This window comes from Saccharopolyspora mangrovi, from assembly GCF_035320975.1.
GTDB lineage: Bacteria > Actinomycetota > Actinomycetes > Mycobacteriales > Pseudonocardiaceae > Saccharopolyspora > Saccharopolyspora mangrovi.
This window is the reverse complement of record NZ_JAWLNX010000002.1, coordinates 258,247-279,410: the sequence shown is the minus strand read 5'-3', so window position 1 is coordinate 279,410 and position 21,164 is coordinate 258,247. Positions and strand designations below refer to the sequence as shown.

Here is a 21,164-nt window from a genome sequence, read left to right as displayed (position 1 = left end):
TCTTGGGCGCCCGGGGGGTGTCCCCCTGGGGGGGCCGCGGGGCGCCGCCCGCCGGCCCCCCGCCCCGTGGACCAAAATTGGGTGCTACCAGGCTCTTGCGGTCCGCGGTCGTTGCTGAGCGGGTGTTGTCAGAGCGCGGTGCGGAAGGGGCCGGTGACTTCGTAGGTGATGCCGCCGCTGCTGGAGCCGCTGGTGCCGCGTTGCGAGGAGAAGTACATGCGGTTGCCTGCGGGGTTGAACGCCACGCCGCACAGCTCTGAGGAGGATTGTCCGGTGACGCGCAGGAACGGGGCGATGATGTCGTCCGGGGTGATGATGCAGATTTCCATGTTGCCGCCGTCTTCGGCGACGTAGAGGTCGCCGACGGTGGCGCCGGTGATGTTGTCGACGCCGGTCAGCGGCGGGTTGCTGGTGAGGTTGTCGTCGTAGGCGATGTGCAGTTGGTTGTTGGCGGCGTCGTAGGCCCAGACGCGGTTGTCGCCCTTGGTGGTGAAGTAGCAGGTGCCGTTGCGGTAGAAGGCTCCTTCGCCGCCGTTGAAGATCTTGGCGCCTGCGACCTGGTCGCGGGTGGGGGTGGGGCTTCCGTCGGGGTCGGGAACGGTCACCCAGGACAGGGTGGTGCCGTTCTCGACGAGGACCTGCAGGGTGCCGCCTGCGGACAGGTCTCCCCAGGTGGTGGGGATGAACCGGTAGAAGCAGCCGTCGCTGGTGTCCTCGGTCTGGTAGATCACCTTGCGGTCGGGGTCGCAGGCGGCGGCCTCGTGCTTGAAGCGGCCCATGGCGTTGTGGCGGACCGCGGCCTTGGTGCCCCAGGGGTCGGTTTCCCAGGTGTACCCGAAGTCGGTCTCCTCGCAGGACAGCCAGGTGTTCCACGGGGTCGGTCCACCGGCGCAGTTGCGGGTGGTGCCGCCCAGGATGCGGTAGGCGCTGGTGGGGTTGCCGTTGGCGTCGAAGCGGATGGCACTGACGCCGCCTCCGCCGCTGCTCATCTCGGAGTTGGAGACGTAGATCCAGCCGGTGCCGTCGGCGAAGCAGGCGCCGCCATCGGGGGCGCTGTGCCAGGTGTAGCCGGTGTTGGTCACGGCTTGGGTGGAGCGGGCGATCACGCGGCTGGTGAAGCCCGCGGGCAGCTGGATGCCGTTGGCGTCAGCCGCCTGCAGGGCTCCGTAGGGGCTGAGGCCGGTCTTGGCGGGGTAGGCGATGGATTCGCGGGTGACGCTGAATCCCAGCGTCACCACGGTGCCACCGACCACGGCGGCGCGGAGGAAATCCCGACGGTCCACGGTGTTCTCCTGTTAGGAACCGGAACAGGTTGAGCCGCAGTCGTAAAGCGACAGGGGCTCGGAAAACCTATGGCGTGACCGGTGTCGGACGAGTGCCTGCACCGTGAATTCTTCACGACTGGTGAATGATCGCGGAGAATTCCCGCAAAACCGGATCATTTCATTCCGATGGCGACGATTTCGGTGTGTGGACCAATTTCCCAGCAGCCCTGCGCTGGAGCTCTCGGCCGTGACGGTTCCAAGCATTGCCGGGGTAGCAGTCCTGTTCCTTTCGCTGAAGGGCACCTGGTTTCAATGGGACGTGTCGGTGGTTCACAGCGTCACGATGCGCCGCAAGATCGCGCTGGGCTCGTGGTTCGGGTGCCTGATACGACGATGTCCTGCCGGTGCAGGACCGGCAGGACATCGTCCGCAGCGGAAGATCAGACCGGCTGCCGTTCGGGCACCCGCTCGACCCTGCCGACCAGGAACACGTAAGCGAGGATCCCGGCGACGGTGATCGCAGTCATGTAGGCGAAGGCCGGGGTGAAGCTCTCCTCGGTGACCAGGAAACCGATCACGATCGGAGTGGCGATCGACGACAGGTTGCCGATGAAGTTGAACATCCCGCCGGTCAGCCCGAGCAGCCGCTCCGGTGCCAGCGCGGACACCAGCGTCCAGGTGATCGAGGCGAGCCCGTTGCCGAAGAACGCGATCGACAGGAACGCGACCACCAGTGCCGTAGAGTCGGTGAACGCGGCCCCGGCCATCAGGGTGCTCAGCAGCAGGCCGGCGATGATCGGCGCCTTGCGGGCCATGCCCAGCGAAGCTCCCCGGCGCAGCAGGAAGTCCGAGACCACGCCGGAGGCCAGCACCCCTACCAGTGCCGCGGCGAACGGCAGCGACGCCAGCAGTCCGGACTTGATGTAGTCCATCCCGCGGTAGTCGACCAGGTAGGTGGGGAACCAGGTGAGGAAGAACCACAGCGTCGAGGTCAGGCAGAACTGTCCGATGTAGATTCCCCACAACTTGGTCCGCCCAGCACGGTCGCGACGTCACCGCGGCTGATGCGGGCGCGTTGCGGCCGGTCCTCGGCGAGGTCGACCAGGCCGCCGCCGGAGCGGATCAGGTCGATCTCGGCCTGGTTGGCCCGCGACTCGCGGGGCTCGCGGTAGCCGTAGTACCAGATCGCGCCCCAGATGATCCCGACCAGTCCGGTGAGGATGAAGACCCAGTGCCAGGACAGCGTCGCCTGCAGCCACGACAGCACCGGGGTCAGCAGCGCCAAGCCGATGAACTGGCCGGAGGTGTAGAAGCCGATGGCGGTCGCTCGTTCCCGCTCCGGGAACCACACCGTGGCGACCCGGCTGTTGATCGGGTAGGCCGGGGCCTCGCAGGCGCCGACCAGCAGCCGCAGGAGGACCAGCGCGACGAACCCGCCGACCATGCCCATGAACAGCGTCGCCAGCGACCACAGGACCAGGCACAGCGGGTAGAGCACCCGCGGGGCGACCCGGTCGACCAGCCAACCGCCCGGCAGTTGCATCGCCGCGTAGGTCCAGCCGAACGCCGAGAGCAGGATCCCTTGCTGCGCCTTGGAGAGGTCGAGTTCCCCGGCGATGGCCGGCATCGCGATCGACAGGTTGGAGCGGTCCAGGTAATTGATCACCACGGTGACGAAGAGCAGCACCGCGATGACCACGCGGGCGCGTGAGGCCTGGCGCACCGCGGTCGGCGCGTTTTCGGTACGGGTCATCGCTCTTACCACTCCGCCACGGAACCGTCGCTGTGCCGCCAGACGGGGTTGCGCCAGCGGTGTCCCTCGGCGGCCCGCTCGGCGACGTACTGCTCGTTGATCTCGATGCCCAGCCCCGGCCCGGTCGGGATCGCCACCTGCCCGTCGTCGTAGGTGAACACGGCGGGGTCGGTGAGGTAGTCGAGCAGGTCGTTGGAGGTGTTGTAGTGGATGCCCAGGCTCTGCTCCTGGATCGTGGCGTTGTAGCAGCCGGCGTCGATCTGCAGGCAGGCGGCCAGCGCGATAGGCCCGAGCGGGCAGTGCAGCGCCAGGGCGACGTCGTACGCCTCGGCCATGTGGGCGATCTTGCGGGCCTCGGTGATCCCACCGCAGTGCGATGGGTCGGGCTGGACGATGTCCACGGCGCCTGAGGCCAGCACGGACTTGAAGTCCCACCGCGAGTACAGCCGCTCGCCCAGTGCGATCGGGATCGGCGACTGCCGAAGCACGTCGACGAAACCGTCCACGTTCTCCGACAGCACGGGCTCCTCGACGAACATCAGCCGGTAGGGCTCCAACTCGCGCAGCAGCACCTTGGCCATCGGCTTGTGCACGCGCCCGTGGAAGTCGACGCCGATGCCGATGTTGGGTCCGACGGCATCGCGAACGGCTGCCACGTTGGCCACGCACTGGTCGACCTTGGCCCAGGTGTCGAGGTACTGCAGTTCCTCGGTGCCGTTCATCTTGACCGCGGTGAAGCCGCGGTCCACCACCTCGCGGGCGGCTTGCGCCGTCTCGGCGGGGCGGTCTCCGCCGATCCACGAGTAGACCTTGATCCGATCGCGCACTCGGCCGCCGAGCAGGTCGTGCGCGGGGACGCCGAGCGCCTTGCCCTTGATGTCCCACAGGGCCTGGTCGATGCCGGCGAGGGCGCTCATGTGGATCCCGCCGCCGCGGTAGAAGCCACCGCGGTAGAGCACGGTCCACAGGTCCTCGATCCGGGTGGGGTCCTGGCCGATGAGGTAGTCGGAGAGCTCCTCGACGGTGGCGGCCACGGCCTCGGCGCGCCCCTCCAGGACCGGCTCGCCCCATCCGGTGATGCCCTCGTCGGTCTCGATCTTCAGGAACAGCCAGCGCGGCGGCACCCGATATGTCGTCATTGACACGATTTTCATCTGATTGCTTCCTTCTCGGTGAAACTCGCTGGTGTCTGCGGCTCAGCCGCCTGCCCAGGCCCGTCGCATCGCGCGGGCACGGGCGCCGACCTCCGCGGGGGAGTCCCCGGGCCGGTACAGGGCCGAGCCCAGGCCGGCTCCGCCCGCCCCCGCGGCTGCCCACGCGGCGAGGTTGGTCTCGTCGATCCCGCCGACCGGCAGCAGTTCGACGTCTGGTGGCAAGACCGCTTGCCACGCCTTCATCCCGGCGATGCCGATCGCGTCGGCCGGGAACAGCTTGAGGTGCCGCGACCGGGCCTTGACGGCGGCGAAGGCCTCGGTCGGCGTGGCCACCCCGGGGTAGGGCCGCAGGCCCGCGTCGACGGTCGCGGCGATGACCTCGGTGTCGCAGTTGGGTGCCACGACGATCTGCCCACCGGCGTCGCGTGTGCGTGCGACGTCGGTGGCCGTGAGCACGGTCCCGGCACCGATCACGCAACGGTCGCCCAGGGAGGCGGCCAGCCGCTCGACGGAGGTGAACGGATCGGGCGAGTTCAGCGGTACCTCGATCGCGTCGACACCCGCGTCGACGAGCGCTTCCCCGACGGCGACCACCTCGTCCGGCGTGACGCCGCGCAGGATCGCGATCAGTCCGGTGTTGCTCATGACGCCTCCTGAAGTCCGGTAGCGAACGCGATCTGCCACAGCCCGCGGGCCGTGACGTCCTCGGCCAGCACGGTCGGTTCGACGCCGTGCGCGGCAAACGCCTGGGCGTACCTGCGGGACAGGTCCGCACCGCCGCACAGCACGACCGGTCCCGTCCCGCGCACCAGGTGGGCGACCTCGTCGGCGATCAGCACGCCGGAGACGTAGTCGGCGACCGACGCGGGGTCGAGGAGTCCGTCGAGCACCAGGGGTCGAGCCCCGAACAGTTCGGTCAACAGGCCGTGCCTGGACCGGCCCGCCGCCAGACCCCGTGCGAACGCCTCGTCGTCGCGCGCCGGCTCGGCAGCGGTGCGGGCGAGGATGCCGTCGGCGGTCAGCAGGCCGAACAGCTCGCCCGACATCGCGGTGGCGAAGGACGTCACGGTGCCGTCCTCGATCCGGACCCATTTGCTGTGCGTGCCGGGAAGGATCAGCGTGAGCTGCCCGGCGGGATCACCGAGGGCTTCGAGCGCGCCGACGATCTGGGTTTCCTCACCGCGGAGGACGTTTCCGGGAATGCCGTCCGCACTGGGAATCCGCAGGCCGGGCACGAGGTGCACGACGCCGGCGCGGTGGGCCACCGGCACCAGCGAGCCGGGCCGGTACTTCGGTTGCGCCGGGACGGTCAGGTAGCCGGCGTCCGACCAGCCCTGCGCGCTGCCGACCATGCCGCACGCGATCACCGGTAGGTCCGGGTTCGCGGTCAACCAGTCGCCGCAGGCGGCCCAGAACGCCGACTCGTAGGCGTGGGCGCGTGCTCGGGCGTCGTGCGGGTCGATGTCGGCCGTCATGGCGAGCAGGCCCTGGTCCGGGCGTCGTGCGGCGATGATCTGGCCGACGTGGTCGAGCAGCCAGGCGCGCTGTGCGGTGGTCCCCCAGTCGAGCGCGATCAGGCTCGGGGTTGAACGGGCGTCGGTCACGGGTGGAACTCTGCGAAATCCATCCCTATATTGCCAACACGGTCCCTATATGTAGGATTCACTGTCGTGAGCACCGAGGATCAGCCGCTTCCGCCGGGTACCCAGACACTCGCTCGCGGTCTGGCGGTGGTCCGCGCCGTGGCCGACGGTGCCACCGATCTGCGCACCCTCGTCGAGCGCACCGAGTTGGGCCGCAGCACCGCGCACCGGCTGGTCCAGCTGCTCGTGCGCGAGGGCTACCTGCGGACGGGGCGGGACGGCTACACGCTCGGGCCGACCCTGATCGAGCTGGGGTTCCAGGCGTTGCACGGCAACCCGCTGCCGGTGGTGTCGCGCCCGGTGCTGGAGGAGCTGTCCGAGCAGCTGAAGGACACCGTCCACCTCGCGGTGCGGGACGGCTCCTCGGTGCTCTACCTCGACAAGCTGCCCGGATCGCGGGGAGCCGAGATGCGTTCCCGCATCGGCCACCGGATGCCGCTGACCCGCACCGGAGTCGGGATGGCGCTGCTGCTCGACTCACCGCACGAGTGGGAGTCGCTCTACGAGGCCGAGGCTGCGGTGGATCCCGAGCTAGCGCGGTCCGATGACGTCGACGCCTTCACCGCGCGGATGCGCGAGTACGTCAGCTCCCAGGTGGCGATGGACCTCGAGGACAACGAGCCGGGAATCCGCTGCGTGGCGGCGCCGGTGCGCGACGCGTCCGGGGCCCTCGTCGGAGCGATCAGCGTGTCAGCGACCCGGCCGTACATGCCCGCGGCGCGGATGCGCGGTCTCGCCCAGGTGCTGAGCCGCAGCGCGGGGCGCATTTCCGCCGCGCTCGGCCACAAAGCGCTTTGACGCTGTCCCACCGGTCCAGCTCGAGGCGCGGCGGCGCGGCACCGTCAGTTTCCGGATGGCGTCAGTGGTGTGCCGCATTCGTCGGTGTGACGAGGCCGGCGGCTGGCTGAGGTGCGAAAACCCCGGTGACCGGAGCTGCAGGAATGGGGGAGAATTGTCGCGCTACCGGCTCCACGAGGTGGCGTCCTCTCGCTGGAATGCGATGAACGCGACCACTGCACCATGAAGCGGAACACATGACGATCGATCCAGCTGCGCCTGAGGCGAAGGACGACCACTTCTGGCAGGAACGCCGCATCTGCTTCCTCGCCACCCAGCGTCCCGACGGCAGTCCGCACCTCGTCCCCGTCGGCGCCACCTTCGATCCTGAAACCGGCATCGCGCGCGTCATCTGCAGCGGCGACACCAAGAAGGTGCGCAACGTTCGAACGGCCGGCCCGGACGTGAAGGTCGCGGTCAGCCAGGTCGAAGGGCGACGGTGGAGCACCCTCGAAGGCACTGCGCTGATCAAGGATGATCCGGAATCCGTCGCTGAAGCCGAACGGCGCTACGCCCAGCGCTACCGACCACCTCGCCCCAACCCCGAACGCGTGGTCATCGAGATCACCGTGACCCGCGTGATGGGCAACGTGCGCCCGCCTGGCTGGTGACTGACCCATCGGTGACGCACGTCAGGCAAGGCCGGTGGAAACCGCAGACTGCCGGCAACGCGACTAGGCCCACTCGCGAGCAGAAGGGCAGGTTTGTGGGGCTGCGCTGGACTGGCCAGCTCTACGAGCATTCCGCCGACCCCAAGCCCGCCTACGTCGCTGATCGAAGGCTCGGGGAGGTGCTCTCGGTCCTGGGCGCAGCCTAAGCCAAGCGCATCACCGCACGTCTGACCGGTCTGAGCCCTCCAGCCGGAGTGCCGACCACCGCAAGCGACCACTGCCGACACGTCCTCAATGGACGTTCTGGTGACCCGCGCCGGCTCGGTCGGTCAGTTCGTGGAAGCCCGTCGCCGGTCGGTCAGGGCCTGCAACAGCCGCTTCGGCAGACCTGTCACTGAGGTCGGTGCGGTTTCCAGCCAACGGGCGATGGCGGCGAGGTCGTTCGGGGTGCGGATCGGGCCGACGGTGATGACCGGCCCGATCGGCTGGCGGTCGGTGTCGCAGGGTTGGAGCAGGAGCATCGGGCCGTTGGTGCGCTGTGAGTTCTTCCTGGTGTGGCACCACAGGGGCCCGAGCTGGCACGGGGACCTGACGAGGATGCCGTGCGGGCTTCGGCGGACGCTGTTGCCGAGTGCGTCGAGGATCGGGAGACCGTCGTCGTGGGCGCAGTCGTCGCACAGCACGGCGGTGAATCCGGTTTGAGCCTGTTGCTCGGTATCGCGGCTGTCGTTGTCCATCGGAGCCTCCACCGGGTGTTCAGGGCAGGGTGGCGCCACGCCACAGCCACCAACGCGCCGTCCTTGGGCCAGCATCAAGGTTAACGCAAACGACAATCATTATCGATAGCCCGATGTTGTGTGGTCGCATGGCGCTTTGCGCATGCGGCGTTGTCCTGCACTCCGGTGTTCAGTGAATAGCTAGCAGCGATTGCTAGCTTCCTGTTATCTGTTCACAGGATTCGGCGCGCCTCGCTGACGGCAGCGGCGGTCTGCTTTGACCAGCGGAAGCGGGCGCAACGATTCTCGTGCTGCGGACCTACGACGCGGAGGGCCGTCTGGTCTCTGTCGTTGGCGACCAGAGCGCAACGGCCGATGTCGCGTGCAGCAGCAGTCTCGAGTACCCGCACTTCACGCCGTAGCGCAGAGAGGCTGCGATCATGGAGGTCAACCCCGTCGACGAGCGGGACGTGACGATCGAGGACGACCACCCCGCTTTCCGGGTGCACTTGTGGTCGCAGCCCTACCCCAACGTCCACGTTCCTCCGGAACGAGTTGGTTGGTGGAACCACGCCTACGAACTCACAGGGTGCGACGTCCACGACGCGATTGCGTGGGCGCAAAACAACCTTGCCGAAGGCGGTCAGTACACGTTGTCCGTGTGCTATCGGCGTGACGAGGGCCGCCTGACAGCTGTCCGGATCGCAGGCACGGAGCCGACACGAAGCGATTCGTAGTGCCCTGCCTGAGGACGTGGACCCGCGATGAGGGATGGCCCCGGCCGCAAAGTGGTCGAGGTCAACCGTGTCTCCCCGCACGTGGTGGGGCGGCCCGGTGATGCTGACACGACTTCGGTCCAGGGGCTTCAGGTCTTGATGCCGACGGCTGCCCAGATCTTGGTTCGGTGCGGTTCGGCGAGGGTCTCTTCGGGCTCGGCGCGCCACTCCGAGCAGTAGACGGCTCCCGGTTCGACGATGTCGAATCCGGTGAACAGCTCGGAGGCGCGGGAGCGTGGCCGGTAGGTGACCGGGGTGCTCGTTTCGTCGAAGATCGCTTCGACCTTGCGCATCTGCTCCGGGAGGTCCTCGTCGGTGAGGTGGCTGATCGCGACGGCGCTGCCCGGAACGAGTTCGCGGCGGTAGCGGGCGAGCAGTTCGGTGACGTCATCGCCGACCCAGTGCAGCACCGCGGCCATCATCAGCCCGACCGGCTGCGAGAAGTCGAGCAGCCGCGCCGTCTCCGGGGCGTTGAGCACGGCCTCGGGATCGCGCATGTCCTCTTGGATGATGGCGGTGTTGGGCTGGTCCTGCAGCAGGCGCCGGGTGTGCGCGGCGGCGACCGGTTCGTTGTCCACGTAGACCACGCGGGCGTCGGGGTTCATCTCGTGGGCGGCGTCGTGGACGTTGCCCACGGTCGGAACACCCGACCCGAGGTCGAGGAACTGGGTGATGCCCTGGTCCAGGCAGAAGCGGACGGCGCGGCGGAGGAAGGCGCGGTTGGAGCGGACGACGGTTCGCGCGTCCGGATCGACCTCGAGCAGCTTGTGGAAGGCCTCCCGGTCGGAGGCGAAGTTGTGGTCGCCACCCAGGCCGTAGTCGTAGATGCGTGCCGGGTTCGGCAGCGAGATGTTGACGTCGTTCTTCGAAAACCCGATGGGATCCCGGGATCCGTTCGAATCCGAGGACGTATCGAGGTGCTCGCCGAACTGGCGCTCCGGCATCGTTCCCCCTTCATCGATCATGATCGCGGGCGATGCTACTCAACCACTCGCCCCACCAGGAGTGCTCCATACGGGTGATAGTCGGCTGCCGCGGGCGGAGGCGTCTCCGGTTTGCAGTGCGTCGCGCACGTGCCGGAGCGCTCAGCTGTTCGCGCGTGGCCGGAGTCGGGACGGTGCCAGTTCGGCGGTCGGCTCGGCGGTGGACAGGGCCTGCGAGTAGAGCCGCCCGGCACGGTAGGAGGACCGCACCAGCGGTCCCGCCAGTACCCCTGCGAAGCCGGTGTCGGTGGCGAAGCGGGAGTGCTCGGCGAACTCCTCAGGTGTGACCCAGCGCTCGACGGGGTGGTGCCTGGCGGATGGCCGCAGGTACTGGGTGATCGTGAGGAGGTCGCAGCCCGCCTCGTGCAGGTCGGTGATGGTGGCCTGCACTTCCTCCGGGGTTTCGCCCATGCCGAGGATGAGGTTGGACTTGGTGACCAGGCCGTGCTCCCGCGCGGCGCTGAGCACGTCCAAGGACCGCTGGTAGCGGAACGCGGGGCGAATTCGTCGGAAGATCCGCGGCACGGTCTCGACGTTGTGCGCGAGCACTTCTGGTTGGGAGTCGAAGACCTGCTGCAGGAGTCCGGGATCGCCGTCGAAGTCGGGGATGAGGTTCTCGACGCCGGTGCCGGGGTTGAGCGCGTGGATCTGGCGGACCGTTTCGGCGTAGAGCCAGGCGCCGCCGTCATCGAGGTCGTCGCGGGCGACACCGGTGATGGTGGCGTAGCGCAGGCGCATGGTCCGCACGCTCTCGGCGACCCGGTGCGGTTCGTCGCGGTCCAGTCGGGCAGGTTTGCCGGTGTCGATCTGGCAGAAGTCGCAGCGGCGGGTGCACTGGTCTCCGCCGATGAGGAAGGTGGCCTCGCGGTCCTCCCAGCACTCGAAGATGTTCGGGCAGCCTGCTTCTTCGCAGACGGTGTGCAGTCCTTCGCATCGGACGAGGTCTTTGAGCTCGGTGTACTGCGGGCCGGTCCGGGCGCGGGTGCGGATCCAGTCCGGCTTCGGTTCGATCGGTGTTCGCGCGTTGCGGGCCTCGATGCGCAGCAGCCGGCGTCCCTCGGGGGCGACCGTCATGTTCTACTTCCTCGCTGGAATCCGGGTCCGCGGGGCGGGTCAGGCCCCGCGGACCCGGAGGTCGTCAGGTGTTGAGCGGGCGGCCGAGCGCGGCGAGCACCGACTCGTGCATGGCCTCCGACAGGGTCGGGTGGGCGAAGACGACCTCGGCGAGGTCATCGGCTGTGGCCTCCAGGGAGCGGGCGATGCCGAAGCCCTGGATCTGTTCGGTGACCTCGGCGCCGACCATGTGCGCTCCCAGCAGTTCGCCGCTGGTGGCGTCGAAGATCGTCTTGACGAAGCCCTCGGGTTCGCCGAGGGCCAGCGCCTTGCCCGATGCGGTCAGGTCGAAGCGCCCGACGCGCAGCTCCCGGCCGGTGGCCGCGGCCTGCGCTTCGGTCAGTCCGAGGCTGGCGACCTGTGGGCGGGCGTAGGTGCAGCCGGGCACGTAGTGGTGGTCGAGCGGTGCGACGTGCCCGACACCGGCGAGCTTTTCCACGCACAGCACCCCTTCGTGGCTGGCCTTGTGCGCCAGGCACGGGGCACCTGCGACGTCTCCGATCGCGTACAGACCGAAGACGTTGGTGCGGCACCACTGGTCGGTCCGCACGAAACCGCCGTCCAGCTCGACGCCGAGTTCCTCCAGGCCGAGCCCTTCGACGTTGCCCTGCACACCGGCCGCCACCAGCACCCGGTCGACGGTGATCGCATCGCCGTCCAGAGTCGCGGTCACCGCGTCCGGGCCGACGTCGATGTCGGAGACCGAGGTCGAGGTGCGCACGCGCATCCCGCGCTTCTCGAACCGCGTGCGCACGTGGTCGGCGACCTCGACGTCCTCGGCGGGCATGATCTGCGGCGCCAGCTCGACGAGGGTGACCTCGCTTCCCAGATCGGCGTAGAGGCTCGCGAACTCGACACCGATCGCCCCGGAGCCGACGACCAGCAGGGACTTCGGCAGTTCCGCGGGCACCAGCGCTTCGAAGTAGGTCCACACCCGGTCGCCGTCGGGAATCACGCCCGGCACCGGCCGCGGGCGCGCACCGGTGGCCAGGATGACGTGATCGGCGCGGTACTCCGCACCGTCGACGTCGACGACGCCCTTGCCCGTCAACCGGGCGGAACCCGTGATGACATCGACGCCGTTCTTGCGCATCAGGTAGCCGACACCGCCGGAGAGCCGCTCGGACACCGAGCGGCTGAACTCCACCAGTGCCGCCACGTCGAAATCCACCCCGGTCGCGGTGAAACCCAGCGGCTTGAGGTTGGCCAGGGTGTGGGCGACGTCGGCGCCGTGCAGCAGCGCCTTGGTGGGGATGCAGCCCCAGTTCAGGCAGATCCCGCCGAGCCGGTCGCGCTCGACGACCGCGGTGCGCAGGCCGAGCTGCGCGGCGCGGATCGCTGCCACGTAACCTCCGGGCCCGGCACCGATGACGAGCACGTCGTACTTCTCGCTCATGGGCTCTCCTCAGACCAGCATCAGGGCCGGTGACTCGACGAAACGCTTCAACTCGGCCAGGAAACTGGCTCCCAGCGCGCCGTCGATCACCCGGTGGTCGCAGGACAGCGTGACTGTCAGGATCGTGCGCGGGATGACCTCGCCGTTCACGACGACCGGTCGCTGGGCTCCCGCACCGACCGCGAGGATCGCCGCCTGCGGCGGGTTGATGATCGCGTCGAACTCGCGGACGCCGTACATGCCGAGGTTGGACACCGTGAACGTGCCGCCCTGGAACTCCTCGGGTGCGAGGGTGCCGCTCTTGGCCTTGGTGACCAGCGAGTGCACCTCCTCGGAAACCGAGGCCAGGGAACGGGTGTCGGTGTTGCGGACGATCGGCGTGATCAGGCCCGAGGGCAGGGCGACCGCCACGGAGACGTCGGCGTATGTGTAGCGGCGCACCGACTGGGTCTGCTCGTCGAACTGCACGTTGACCTCCGGCACCCGGAGCAACGCCGCGCCGCACGCCTTGACGATGAAGTCGTTCACCGACAGCTTCACCGACGGCACCATGGCGTTGATCTGCTTGCGCAACGCGAGCAGAGCGTCGATCTCGAGATCAGCGGTGAGCCGGAAGTGCGGAGCATCGCGCTTCGACGCCTGCAGTCGTTTCCCGATCGCCTTGCGCATCGAGTCGAACGCCACGGTTTCGAACTCCACCGGGGACTCGGCGTCGCTCGCGGGCTCGGGGCTCGTCGTGACCAAGCCGAACTTCCGCTCTGCCTCGCGGACGTCGGCCTCGCAGACCCGCCCGCGCGAACCCGTCGCCCGGCAGTCGTGCAGGTTGATGCCGAGGTTGCCGGCCAGCCTGCGGGCGACCGGGGTCGCATCGACCTCGCTGTCGTCCTTCAGCGTGCGGCCAGGCAGAACGGAACGGGCCGGGGGAGGGGGCGTGGCGACTGATCCCCCAGCTGCGCGGATGGCGTTGTGCACGTCCTGCATCGACACCCGACCGGCACGGCCGCTGCCGGTGACCTTGTCCAGGTCGAGGCTGAGCTTCGCCGCCAGTTTGAGCGCGTGTGGGGTCGCGAAGACCTCACCACTGGTCTGGCCCTGCAGGGACTCCGGCACGAGGGTGGAGCCCGACGACGCCGCCGGCTTCGGGACGGCAGGCGCCGTCGGGGTAGGGGCCGCCGTCGGAGCGGGAGCCGCTGCCGGGGCCGTCTCCTGGGTGGGGGCTGCGGCCGGTGCTGGGTGCGCCCCGCGGGACGACAGGAACTCCTCGATCTCGGCTTCGGACACGGTTTCGGACGCCGACACCGCAAGAACCCCGCCCACCGGCAGCGTTTCGCCGGGCTGGGCGACGATTCGCCGCAGCAGCCCGTCGAACGGCGCCTCCAGTTCGTTGGTGATCTTGCTGGTCTCGACCTCGCAGAGCAGGTCGCCCTTGCGGAAGCTGGTCCCCTCCGACACGCGCCACACGGTGACGGTGCCCTCCTCCATCGACAGTCCCCACTTGGGGACCTCGATCGCGTTGATCTCGCTCATGATCAGGCCGTCACCACCCTGCGCACCGCGTCCTCGATCCGCGCGGCGTCGGGCAACCAGGCGTTCTCGAGCTTCGGCGAGAACGGAACCGGTGTGTGCGGCGGCGTGACCAGTTCGATCGGAGCGCGCAGCGAGCCGAACGCCTTGGTGGCGATCAGCGCAGCGACGTCGTGACCGAACCCGCACCGCGCGGCCGACTCGTCGACGATCACGACCCGGCCGGTGGCGGCCACCGACTCCAGCACGCCCTCCTCGTCCAGCGGCGAGACCGTGCGCGGGTCGACCACCTCCACGGAGATCCCCTCGGCGGCGAGCTTGTCGGCCGCGTCATTGGCGGCGTTGACCATCGCCGACAACGCGATCACCGTGACGTCCGTGCCCTGGCGGGTGTAGCGGGCGACGCCGAACGGGATCGTGAACGGCTCGTCGGGAACCTCGCCCTTGGTGTCGTAGAGCGTCTTGTGCTCGCAGAACACCACCGGGTCGTCGTCGCGGACCGCCTGGATCAGCAACCCCTTGGCATCGTGCGGGTTCGAAGGCGCGACGACCTTGAGGCCGGGCACCGCGGCGAAGACGTTGTAGGGGGACTGCGAGTGCTGGGCTGCGGCGTTGAACCCGGCGCCGATCATCCCGCGCACCACCAGGGGCGTGCGCGCCTTGCCTCCGAACATGTACCGGAACTTGGCCGCCTGGTTGTACAGGGCGTCGTAGCAGACGCCGAAGAAGTCCATGAACATCAGCTCGGCGACCGGCCGCAGACCGGTCAGCGCCGCGCCGGCCGCCATCCCGATGATCGCCGACTCGGTGATCGGGGTGTCGATGACCCGCTTCGAACCGAACTCGCCCCACAGGCCCTTGGTGACGCCGAGAACGCCACCGAAGGCCTCGATCTTCTTCGTTTCCAGCTCCGGATTGGTTCCGGCGTGGCCCCCACGCAGATCTTCCCCGATCTGCACCACGGTGGCGTCGCGCTGCATCTCCTGGGCCAGCGCGTCCTTGACCGCTTCGCGGTAGGTCTTCTTCGACGAAGTCATGATTTCCGTTCCCTCAGTACGACACGTAGACGTCGGTCAGCAGGCTTTCGGCCTCCGGGTATGCGGCCGCGCGGGCCTTGGCCACGGCGTCGTCCACCCGGAGCCGGGCTTGCTCTTCGATCGAGTCGAGTTCCTTCGCACTGGCCTTCCTGGAATCGACCTTGGCGCGGAAGTTCAACAGCGGGTCCTGGGTGCGGCGCAGTTCCGCGACCTGCTCGGGCGTGCGGTAGAGCTGCGCGTCGCCCTCGAAGTGGCCGAACCAACGGTGCGCCCTGGCCTCGATGGCGGTCGGGCCGCCGCCGTCGCGGGCGCGGTCGACCGCCTGCCGGGCCGCCTCGTGGACCTCGAAGAAGTCGGTTCCGTCGACCGACACGCCGGGCATGCCGAAGGAGGCGGCGCGGGCGGCGATGTCGGGGGCGCCGACCGCGTAGTCGGTACCGGTGGCCTCGCCGAACCCGTTGTTCTCGATGACGAACACGATCGGCAGTTGCAGCACGACCGCCATGTTCATCGCCTCGAAGACGGTGCCCTGGTTCGAGCCGCCGTCACCGGTGAACGACGCCGCCACACCGCCGGTGCCCAGCGTCTTCGAACTCAGAGCAGCACCGATGGCCAACGACGGTGCGCCACCGACGATCGCGTTGGCGCCCAGCATGCCCACCGACAGGTCGGCGATGTGCATCGACCCGCCCTTGCCGCGGCAGAGCCCGTCCTCCTTGCCGAAGATCTCGGCCATCATCCCGTGGATGTCACAGCCCTTGGCGATGCAGTGCCCGTGCCCGCGGTGGGTGGAACCGATGTGGTCGGTGTCGCGGAGGTTCTCGCACACCCCGACCGCGATCGCTTCCTGGCCCGAATAGAGGTGGATGAACCCGGGAATGTCGCCGGTCGCGTTCTCCTCGTGAAGGCGGTCCTCGAACGCTCGGATCTCGGCCATCTTTCGGTACGCACCGAGCAGTGCCTGCTTGTTCAGCGCCATGTTGCTCCTCTTCGCCGCCGTTGGGACGCCAAAGGTATGGAGCGTTCGCGAGCGCTCACCAGCGTTGCAGCAGGTTGCATGGACGCCGCAACCGTCGCTTCGAATGGGGGAGGCGAGCTGACATGCAACCCGTTGCAACCCTTGCCGAGGAGCCGGCGCGAAAAGTCTGCTGTGGGGTGTGGCCTCCCCGGCACGTCGCGGCGACCTGCTCGGGAATTCCGCCGAGGGATGCGGGGAGGCCGGCGCCAGCAGTGCTGATCGGCGTGAGGACATCGCGGTCCTCCGACTGCCGGGTTCGGTGGGTCCGCGAGCGACGGGCGAGACCGACCGACAGGAGTCGCCGATGAAGACCGACCGTCTCGAAACCGCCGTGCCCGCCGGGGTGGACCTGCACCAGTACACCCGCTCGTTGGTCCGGGTGCACGAGGCGGTGCTGTCCGGGCAGCAGCCGCCCGTGCCACCGCGGCCGCTGATCCGCCAGTCGTGGGGACGAGCCCGCACCCAAGGCGTCGACCCGGACCGAGGCGGCGACTGCCGGCAGGCTTCCGCAGGCGAGGTCGAGCGGCGTCGCGCTGCCTGCGGTCTCACGGACGAGGCGCTGCTCGCGCTGCGCACCGGGCTGGTGCCTGCGGCTCAGAGCGCGGGTCATATCGTGGTCATCGTCGACGCCGACGGCCGCGTTCTGTGGCGCGATGGCCACGCCGGGGTGTTCCGGCTCGCCGACCGGCTGGGCTTCGTCGAGGGAGCGAGCTGGGCGGAACACGCGGTCGGCACCAATGCGATCGGCACCGCACTGGTCGAGGACCGGCCCGTGCAGATCCACTCGGCTGAGCACTTCGTCCGCGCCCACCACACCTGGACCTGCTCCGCAGCACCCATCCACGACGCCGCTGACGGACGGTTGCTCGGCGCTGTCGACATCAGCGGACCCGCCGAGACGGTGCACCCCAGCACGCTCGCGCTGGTGCACGCCGTTGCCGGGCTCGCCGAAGCCCGCCTCCGCGAGGCTCACCGCACCCGCCTCGACCGGCTGCGCGCGATCGCGGCGCCGCTCCTGGCCAAGGTCGACGGGCAGGCGTTGGTGACCGACCGACACGGTTGGGTCGCCGTCTCCACCGGACTGCCGCCGATCGACCGCGTCGCGCTGCCGGAACGCGCTGACGCCGAGCAGGTGTGGCTGCCCGCGTTCGGGACCTGCTCGCTCGAGCCGCTCCCCGAGGGAGTGCTGCTGCGTCCACGAGGGGAGCGGTCGGTGGCCGGAACCCGGCTGGTGCTCGACGTCGGCTCCGCTCGGCCCACGCTGACCGTGCACCGGGAGAGCGGAACCTGGACCTATCCGCTCAGCGGCAGGCACGCCGACATCCTGGTCCACCTGGCCGCGAACCGGTCGGGCCACAGCGCCGCCGAGCTCGCTGAGCACCTGTTCGCCGACCGCACCAGGACCATCACCGTGCGCGCGGAGATGTCCCGCCTGCGCAAGCGGTTCTCCGACCTGCTCGACCACCGACCGTACCGGTTCTTGCGCGATCTGGACATCACCGTCGCTGCGTGAGCTACCAGGCCGGCTGGGGCGATCGCTGGAACCGCTGACGACACGAGAGGAATTCGACATGACGGACACCATGCAGGCAGCGGTCTACCGAGGACGGCGCGGTCTGAGCGTCGAGGAGGTGCCGGTTCCGGCTCCCCGGTACGGCGAGGTCCTCGTGGAAGTCGGGTTCAACGGGATCTGCGGGACGGACCTGCACGAGTTCTTCGCGGGACCGATCTTCGTGCCCGACGGCGCCCCGCACCCCTTGACCGACAAGGCGTTGCCACTGGTCATGGGGCATGAGTTCTCCGGAACGATCCGCGAAGTCGGCGCCGGTGTGACGGGCTGGTCAGCAGGGGGCCGGGTGGCCGTCGAGCCGGTCTACCGGTGCGGTGAGTGCGCTGCGTGCGGGGCGGGCCACTACAACATCTGCCAGAAGATCGGCTTTCACGGGCTGATGTCCGACGGGGGCATGGCCCGGTACACGACGGTGCCGGACTACATGCTGCACCGGTTGCCCGACTCGGTGTCGCTGGAGCTGGGCGCGCTGGTCGAGCCGATGTCGGTCGCCTACCACGCGACGACGCTGGCCGAGCTGAACCCCGGGGACACCGCATTGGTGTTCGGTGCCGGCCCGATCGGCATCGGTGTCTTCCAAGCCCTGCGGGGGCAGGGAATCGAGAACACGCTGGTGGTCGAGCCTTCGGCGACGCGGCGCGCGGCGATCGAGCGGCTCGGTGCCCGCACCGCCGATCCCGCGGAGGTGGACGTGGCCGCGCTGGTCGCCGATGAGACGCGAGGGGCGATGGCGGACGCGGCTTTCGATGCGGCCGGGGTCGCGGCTGCGGTGGGCTCCGCGCTCGGGGCGATCGGCGCCCGACGTCCCCTGGTGGCTGTCGCCATCTACGAAAGGCCGCTCGAAACCTCGCTGCTGGAGCTGGTCATGCACGAATCCCGCATCCAGGGGTCGCTGTGCTACACGGGCTCGGATTTCGAAGCGGTCATCGCCTTGATGGCCGAGGGCAAGTACGACACCACGGGTTGGGTGGAGTCCATCGCGATCGGCGACGTCGTCGCGGAAGGCTTCGAAGCGCTCCACCGGGGCGAGAAGATGAAGGTGCTCGTCGACCCGTCCCGGTGACCGTCTGGGTCGCGACGCGGTTGGTGCGGGAGGTTGTGGGTCAGATGAACGTGCCGCCGGTCGGGGCGTCGGCACTTCCTGCGCGGGTGATTCGTTGATACTGCAGCAAGCCGGATCGACGAGCATCGGAGGAGTTCGCCATGAGCCTCATCGGCACCGTGCTGGGGTACGTCCTGACGGCGTACCTGCTGCTGCTCATCGCTCGGATGGTGCTGGATTGGGCTCGGGCAGCGACCGAGGGGCCGCCCTGGGTGAGGCGTGCTCGCGCGCTGACCCACGCCGGGACCGAGCCGGTGATCGCGCCGGTGCGGCGGGTGTTGCGGCCGGTGCGCGTCGGCGAGATCTCGATCGACCTGGCCTTCACCGCCGTGTTCGTGGTCGTGCTGATCCTGCGTTCGGTCGCCTTCAGCCTGTAGCGGTTGCTCGCTCGTCCTGACTCCCGGTTCCGAGAGTTCAGCGCGTCAGGACGGCTGGCAACGGGGGCACCAGACGGTGCTGCGCCCTCCGATCTTGCTCCGGGTCAGAGGTGTCGAACACCGCGGGCACCGGGCGTCGTGCTCGTCGCGGTGTCCGGTCAGCCAGGACGGGCGGTCGGGAACGTGCCCGACGCGCGACGAGCTGCGCAGCACCGAGCCCAGTCGAGCGTGCAGTCTCGCCCAGTGCGCCGCGTCGAGGTCAGTGGTGCTCAGCGTCGGAGCCAGCCGCGAGCGCCACAGGATCTCGTCCACGCACAGGTTGCCCAGGCCTGCCACGACCGTCTGGTCCATCAGCGCGGGTTTGATCCGGCGTGCCGTGCGCGTGAGCCTCGCGCGCAGGTCGCGGCGGCTCACACCGGCGGCGTCGGGGCCCAGGTCCCCGAGCAGTTCCTCGACCTCGGAGGGCTCGGTCGCCAACCGAAGTCCGGTGAGCTTGCGCATGTCCCGGTAGCGCAACGCACCGTCGCGGAACTCGAAGACGACGCGGTCGTGCCGGTGATCGGCTTGCTCGCCCGGGGTCCACACGAAGGCGCCGGTCATGCCGAAATGGGCCAGCAGCTGCGGGTAACCGGACCGGTTGCGGGTCGGAACGCGAAGCCACTTGCCGCACCTGCTCGGCTCGGCGATCACCCGGCCCTGCAGGTTACGTGCGAACTCCTCCGGCGAGGTGCGCACGACGCCCGCGTCGAGCACGCGCACCGAGGCAACTTTCGAGCCCACGACGTGGTCGGCGACCACGCGGCGAAACCCCTCGACGTCGGGCAGTTCCGGCATGGCCTCACCTACGGGTGGTCGTCGCCTGGGTTGTGCGGATCGCTTCCCTGCCCGAAGGTCGCCAAGCGCTCGACGAGGGCGGCGTCATCGGGATCCAGGGGCATCGGCTGCTCGACGTGGCCGGTGCGGTCTCCGGTGGCGAGCACGCCCAACCACCCCGCGGCCTCGTCCGGATCGGGGAGCAGCGAAGCGGCGTCGGCTTCCTGCCCGACGCGGTAGTAGTGGCGGCCTCCCTCGGTGAAGCTCCAACCGAGGTACGGCGTCCACTCCACCCTCATCTCCGGAGCGCCGCTGACCACGATCTCGACGGTCATCCGCCGCCGGTCCAGGCGGGCTGTGTCCAGTTCGATCTCCATCGCCCGCGCGGCCGTGCGCACGTCGTCGAGGTAGCCGGCCATCGCGTCCACCGTGCCGAGCCGCCCCGCGGTGCGGTCGCGCACGTGCCTGTCCAACGGGTCACCGTTCATCGCCGCGTTCCACCAACCTTCACAGGCGGGGGTCAGCACCCACCGACTCATTTGGGTGTTCCCGCCACCCGCTGGTCACGAAACCCGATCTGGTCGCGGCCTCCGCTAGGTGTCTCATGGTACGAGTTGCCTCAATCCGTGAGAATGGGCTAGCGTGGTGTCACGGATAAACCAACCAGGAAACGTGAGGTGCCGGTCCGTGTCTGCTGCCCCCAGGTCCACCGATCAGATCCCCGTGCGCGCTGTCGGGGGCCCGACCGCCCTGTTCGAGTACGGCGGTCTGCGGTGGTTGACCGACCCGACCTTCGACGGTCCCGGCGACTACCCCCGTCCCGACGGCAGGTTCCTGACCAAGACCACTCCCTCCGCCGGCGCCCCCGCCGACCTCGGTCCCATCGACGTGGTGCTGCTCTCCCACGACGAGCACGACGACAACCTCGACCACTCCGGCCGCGCTCTGCTCGACGACGTGCCCCTCACCCTGACCACGCCCGGCGGCGGCGAGCGCCTGGGGGACAAGGCCCGGGGACTGGCCGATTGGGAGTCCGTCGAGCTGGAGCGGCCCGGCGGGGGCACGATCACGGTGACCGGCGTGCCCGCCATCCACGGCCCCGGCAACCGCGAAGACGTCGAGCCGATCACCGGCCAAGTCGTTGGTTTCGTGCTGACCGGAGACGGCCTTCCCACGGTCTACGTCAGCGGCGACAACGCCTCGCTCGACGCGGTCGAGCGGATCGCCGCGCAATTCGCCCCGATCGACACCGCGGTCCTGTTCGCAGGCGCTCCCCGCTTCTCCGCCCTCTTCGACGGCCAGCCGATCGTCCTGGACAGCGCCCAGACCGCCGAGGCGGCCGCGATTCTCCGCGCTCGCCGGGTGGTTCCGGTCCACTTCGAGGGCTGGGCCCACTTCACCGAGGGTCGCGACCACCTGGTGGCCGCCTTCGCCGCTGCGGGACTGTCCGACCGCCTGCAGTGGGCCTGACCGGGC

Annotated in this window: 22 protein-coding genes; 7 read left to right on the top strand and 15 right to left on the bottom strand. The window is 69.1% G+C overall.

Annotated features, from left to right (window positions below; all coding sequences use genetic code 11):
• Positions 1-128: 128 nt before the first annotated feature.
• The 6 genes from R4I43_RS03895 to R4I43_RS03870 all read right to left on the bottom strand — a co-directional run bounded on the left by R4I43_RS03895 (position 129) and on the right by R4I43_RS03870 (position 5,776).
• The gene (locus R4I43_RS03895) at positions 129-1,283 is read right to left on the bottom strand and encodes an alkaline phosphatase PhoX (protein WP_324264111.1); all 1,155 of its coding nucleotides are present in this window, start codon (positions 1,281-1,283) and stop codon (positions 129-131) included.
• A gap of 422 nt (positions 1,284-1,705) precedes the next feature.
• Complete coding sequence (locus R4I43_RS03890) at positions 1,706-2,290, bottom strand: MFS transporter (protein WP_324264110.1); 585 nt, start codon at positions 2,288-2,290, stop codon at positions 1,706-1,708.
• The gene (locus tag R4I43_RS03885) at positions 2,257-3,018 is read right to left on the bottom strand and encodes an MFS transporter (RefSeq protein ID WP_324264109.1); all 762 of its coding nucleotides are present in this window, start codon (positions 3,016-3,018) and stop codon (positions 2,257-2,259) included. Before R4I43_RS03885 ends, R4I43_RS03890 begins: the two co-directional genes overlap by 34 nt.
• Before the next feature lie 5 nt (positions 3,019-3,023).
• Complete coding sequence (gene dgoD / locus R4I43_RS03880; protein WP_324264108.1) at positions 3,024-4,172, bottom strand: galactonate dehydratase; 1,149 nt, start codon at positions 4,170-4,172, stop codon at positions 3,024-3,026.
• A gap of 42 nt (positions 4,173-4,214) precedes the next feature.
• Positions 4,215-4,817, bottom strand: coding sequence for a 2-dehydro-3-deoxy-6-phosphogalactonate aldolase (locus tag R4I43_RS03875; protein WP_324264107.1), 603 nt, complete (start codon positions 4,815-4,817; stop codon positions 4,215-4,217).
• Positions 4,814-5,776, bottom strand: coding sequence for a 2-dehydro-3-deoxygalactonokinase (locus R4I43_RS03870; RefSeq protein WP_324264106.1), 963 nt, complete (start codon positions 5,774-5,776; stop codon positions 4,814-4,816). Before R4I43_RS03870 ends, R4I43_RS03875 begins: the two co-directional genes overlap by 4 nt.
• Before the next feature lie 66 nt (positions 5,777-5,842).
• Between R4I43_RS03870 and R4I43_RS03865 the strand changes: the two genes are divergently transcribed.
• Positions 5,843-6,613 carry an IclR family transcriptional regulator gene (locus tag R4I43_RS03865; protein ID WP_324264105.1) on the top strand — a complete coding sequence of 257 codons (771 nt, stop codon included), beginning with the start codon at positions 5,843-5,845 and terminating at the stop codon, positions 6,611-6,613.
• Positions 6,614-6,849: 236 nt separating this feature from the next.
• Positions 6,850-7,263: a pyridoxamine 5'-phosphate oxidase family protein gene (locus tag R4I43_RS03860; protein WP_324264104.1), complete on the top strand. Its 414-nt coding sequence runs from the start codon at positions 6,850-6,852 to the stop codon at positions 7,261-7,263.
• A gap of 329 nt (positions 7,264-7,592) precedes the next feature.
• Here R4I43_RS03860 and R4I43_RS03855 read toward each other — a convergent pair whose 3' ends face one another.
• Entirely contained in the window at positions 7,593-8,000 is a 408-nt protein-coding gene (locus R4I43_RS03855; RefSeq protein WP_324264103.1) for a hypothetical protein, read from the bottom strand.
• Between the two features lie 419 nt (positions 8,001-8,419).
• On the opposite strand from R4I43_RS03855, the gene R4I43_RS03850 reads away from it, so the two are divergent.
• On the top strand, positions 8,420-8,716 hold the full coding sequence (locus R4I43_RS03850) for a hypothetical protein (protein ID WP_324264102.1): 297 nt from the start codon (positions 8,420-8,422) through the stop codon (positions 8,714-8,716).
• A gap of 128 nt (positions 8,717-8,844) precedes the next feature.
• On the opposite strand, the gene R4I43_RS03845 is transcribed toward R4I43_RS03850, so the two are convergent.
• The 6 genes from R4I43_RS03845 to R4I43_RS03820 form a co-directional block, all read right to left on the bottom strand.
• Entirely contained in the window at positions 8,845-9,699 is an 855-nt protein-coding gene (locus R4I43_RS03845; RefSeq protein ID WP_324264101.1) for an SAM-dependent methyltransferase, read from the bottom strand.
• Between the two features lie 141 nt (positions 9,700-9,840).
• Complete coding sequence (lipA, locus tag R4I43_RS03840; RefSeq protein WP_324264100.1) at positions 9,841-10,812, bottom strand: lipoyl synthase; 972 nt, start codon at positions 10,810-10,812, stop codon at positions 9,841-9,843.
• A gap of 64 nt (positions 10,813-10,876) precedes the next feature.
• Positions 10,877-12,247, bottom strand: coding sequence for a dihydrolipoyl dehydrogenase (lpdA, locus tag R4I43_RS03835; RefSeq protein WP_324264099.1), 1,371 nt, complete (start codon positions 12,245-12,247; stop codon positions 10,877-10,879).
• Positions 12,248-12,256: 9 nt separating this feature from the next.
• Positions 12,257-13,774: a 2-oxo acid dehydrogenase subunit E2 gene (locus tag R4I43_RS03830; protein WP_324264098.1), complete on the bottom strand. Its 1,518-nt coding sequence runs from the start codon at positions 13,772-13,774 to the stop codon at positions 12,257-12,259.
• 2 nt (positions 13,775-13,776) lie between these two features.
• Positions 13,777-14,808, bottom strand: a complete 1,032-nt coding sequence (locus R4I43_RS03825; protein WP_324264097.1) for an alpha-ketoacid dehydrogenase subunit beta — start codon at positions 14,806-14,808, stop codon at positions 13,777-13,779.
• Positions 14,809-14,821: 13 nt separating this feature from the next.
• Complete coding sequence (locus R4I43_RS03820; protein WP_324264096.1) at positions 14,822-15,787, bottom strand: thiamine pyrophosphate-dependent dehydrogenase E1 component subunit alpha; 966 nt, start codon at positions 15,785-15,787, stop codon at positions 14,822-14,824.
• A 343-nt stretch (positions 15,788-16,130) separates the two neighbouring features.
• Here R4I43_RS03820 and R4I43_RS03815 point away from each other — a divergent pair, with 343 nt between their 5' ends.
• The 3 genes from R4I43_RS03815 (at position 16,131) to R4I43_RS03805 (ending at position 18,875) form a co-directional block, all read left to right on the top strand.
• Positions 16,131-17,339 carry a helix-turn-helix domain-containing protein gene (locus R4I43_RS03815; RefSeq protein ID WP_324264095.1) on the top strand — a complete coding sequence of 403 codons (1,209 nt, stop codon included), beginning with the start codon at positions 16,131-16,133 and terminating at the stop codon, positions 17,337-17,339.
• 58 nt (positions 17,340-17,397) lie between these two features.
• Positions 17,398-18,459 carry a 2,3-butanediol dehydrogenase gene (locus R4I43_RS03810; protein WP_324264094.1) on the top strand — a complete coding sequence of 354 codons (1,062 nt, stop codon included), beginning with the start codon at positions 17,398-17,400 and terminating at the stop codon, positions 18,457-18,459.
• A gap of 140 nt (positions 18,460-18,599) precedes the next feature.
• Positions 18,600-18,875, top strand: coding sequence for a YggT family protein (locus tag R4I43_RS03805; RefSeq protein WP_324264093.1), 276 nt, complete (start codon positions 18,600-18,602; stop codon positions 18,873-18,875).
• 45 nt (positions 18,876-18,920) lie between these two features.
• On the opposite strand, the gene R4I43_RS03800 is transcribed toward R4I43_RS03805, so the two are convergent.
• Positions 18,921-19,709 (bottom strand): Fpg/Nei family DNA glycosylase, encoded by a 789-nt coding sequence (locus tag R4I43_RS03800; RefSeq protein ID WP_324264092.1) that lies wholly within the window; start codon positions 19,707-19,709, stop codon positions 18,921-18,923.
• A gap of 8 nt (positions 19,710-19,717) precedes the next feature.
• On the bottom strand, positions 19,718-20,176 hold the full coding sequence (locus R4I43_RS03795) for a hypothetical protein (RefSeq protein ID WP_324264091.1): 459 nt from the start codon (positions 20,174-20,176) through the stop codon (positions 19,718-19,720).
• A 199-nt stretch (positions 20,177-20,375) separates the two neighbouring features.
• Between R4I43_RS03795 and R4I43_RS03790 the strand changes: the two genes are divergently transcribed.
• A complete protein-coding gene (locus R4I43_RS03790) occupies positions 20,376-21,158 on the top strand; it encodes an MBL fold metallo-hydrolase (protein WP_324264090.1) in 783 nt (260 codons plus the stop codon).
• The last annotated feature ends 6 nt before the right edge of the window (positions 21,159-21,164 follow it).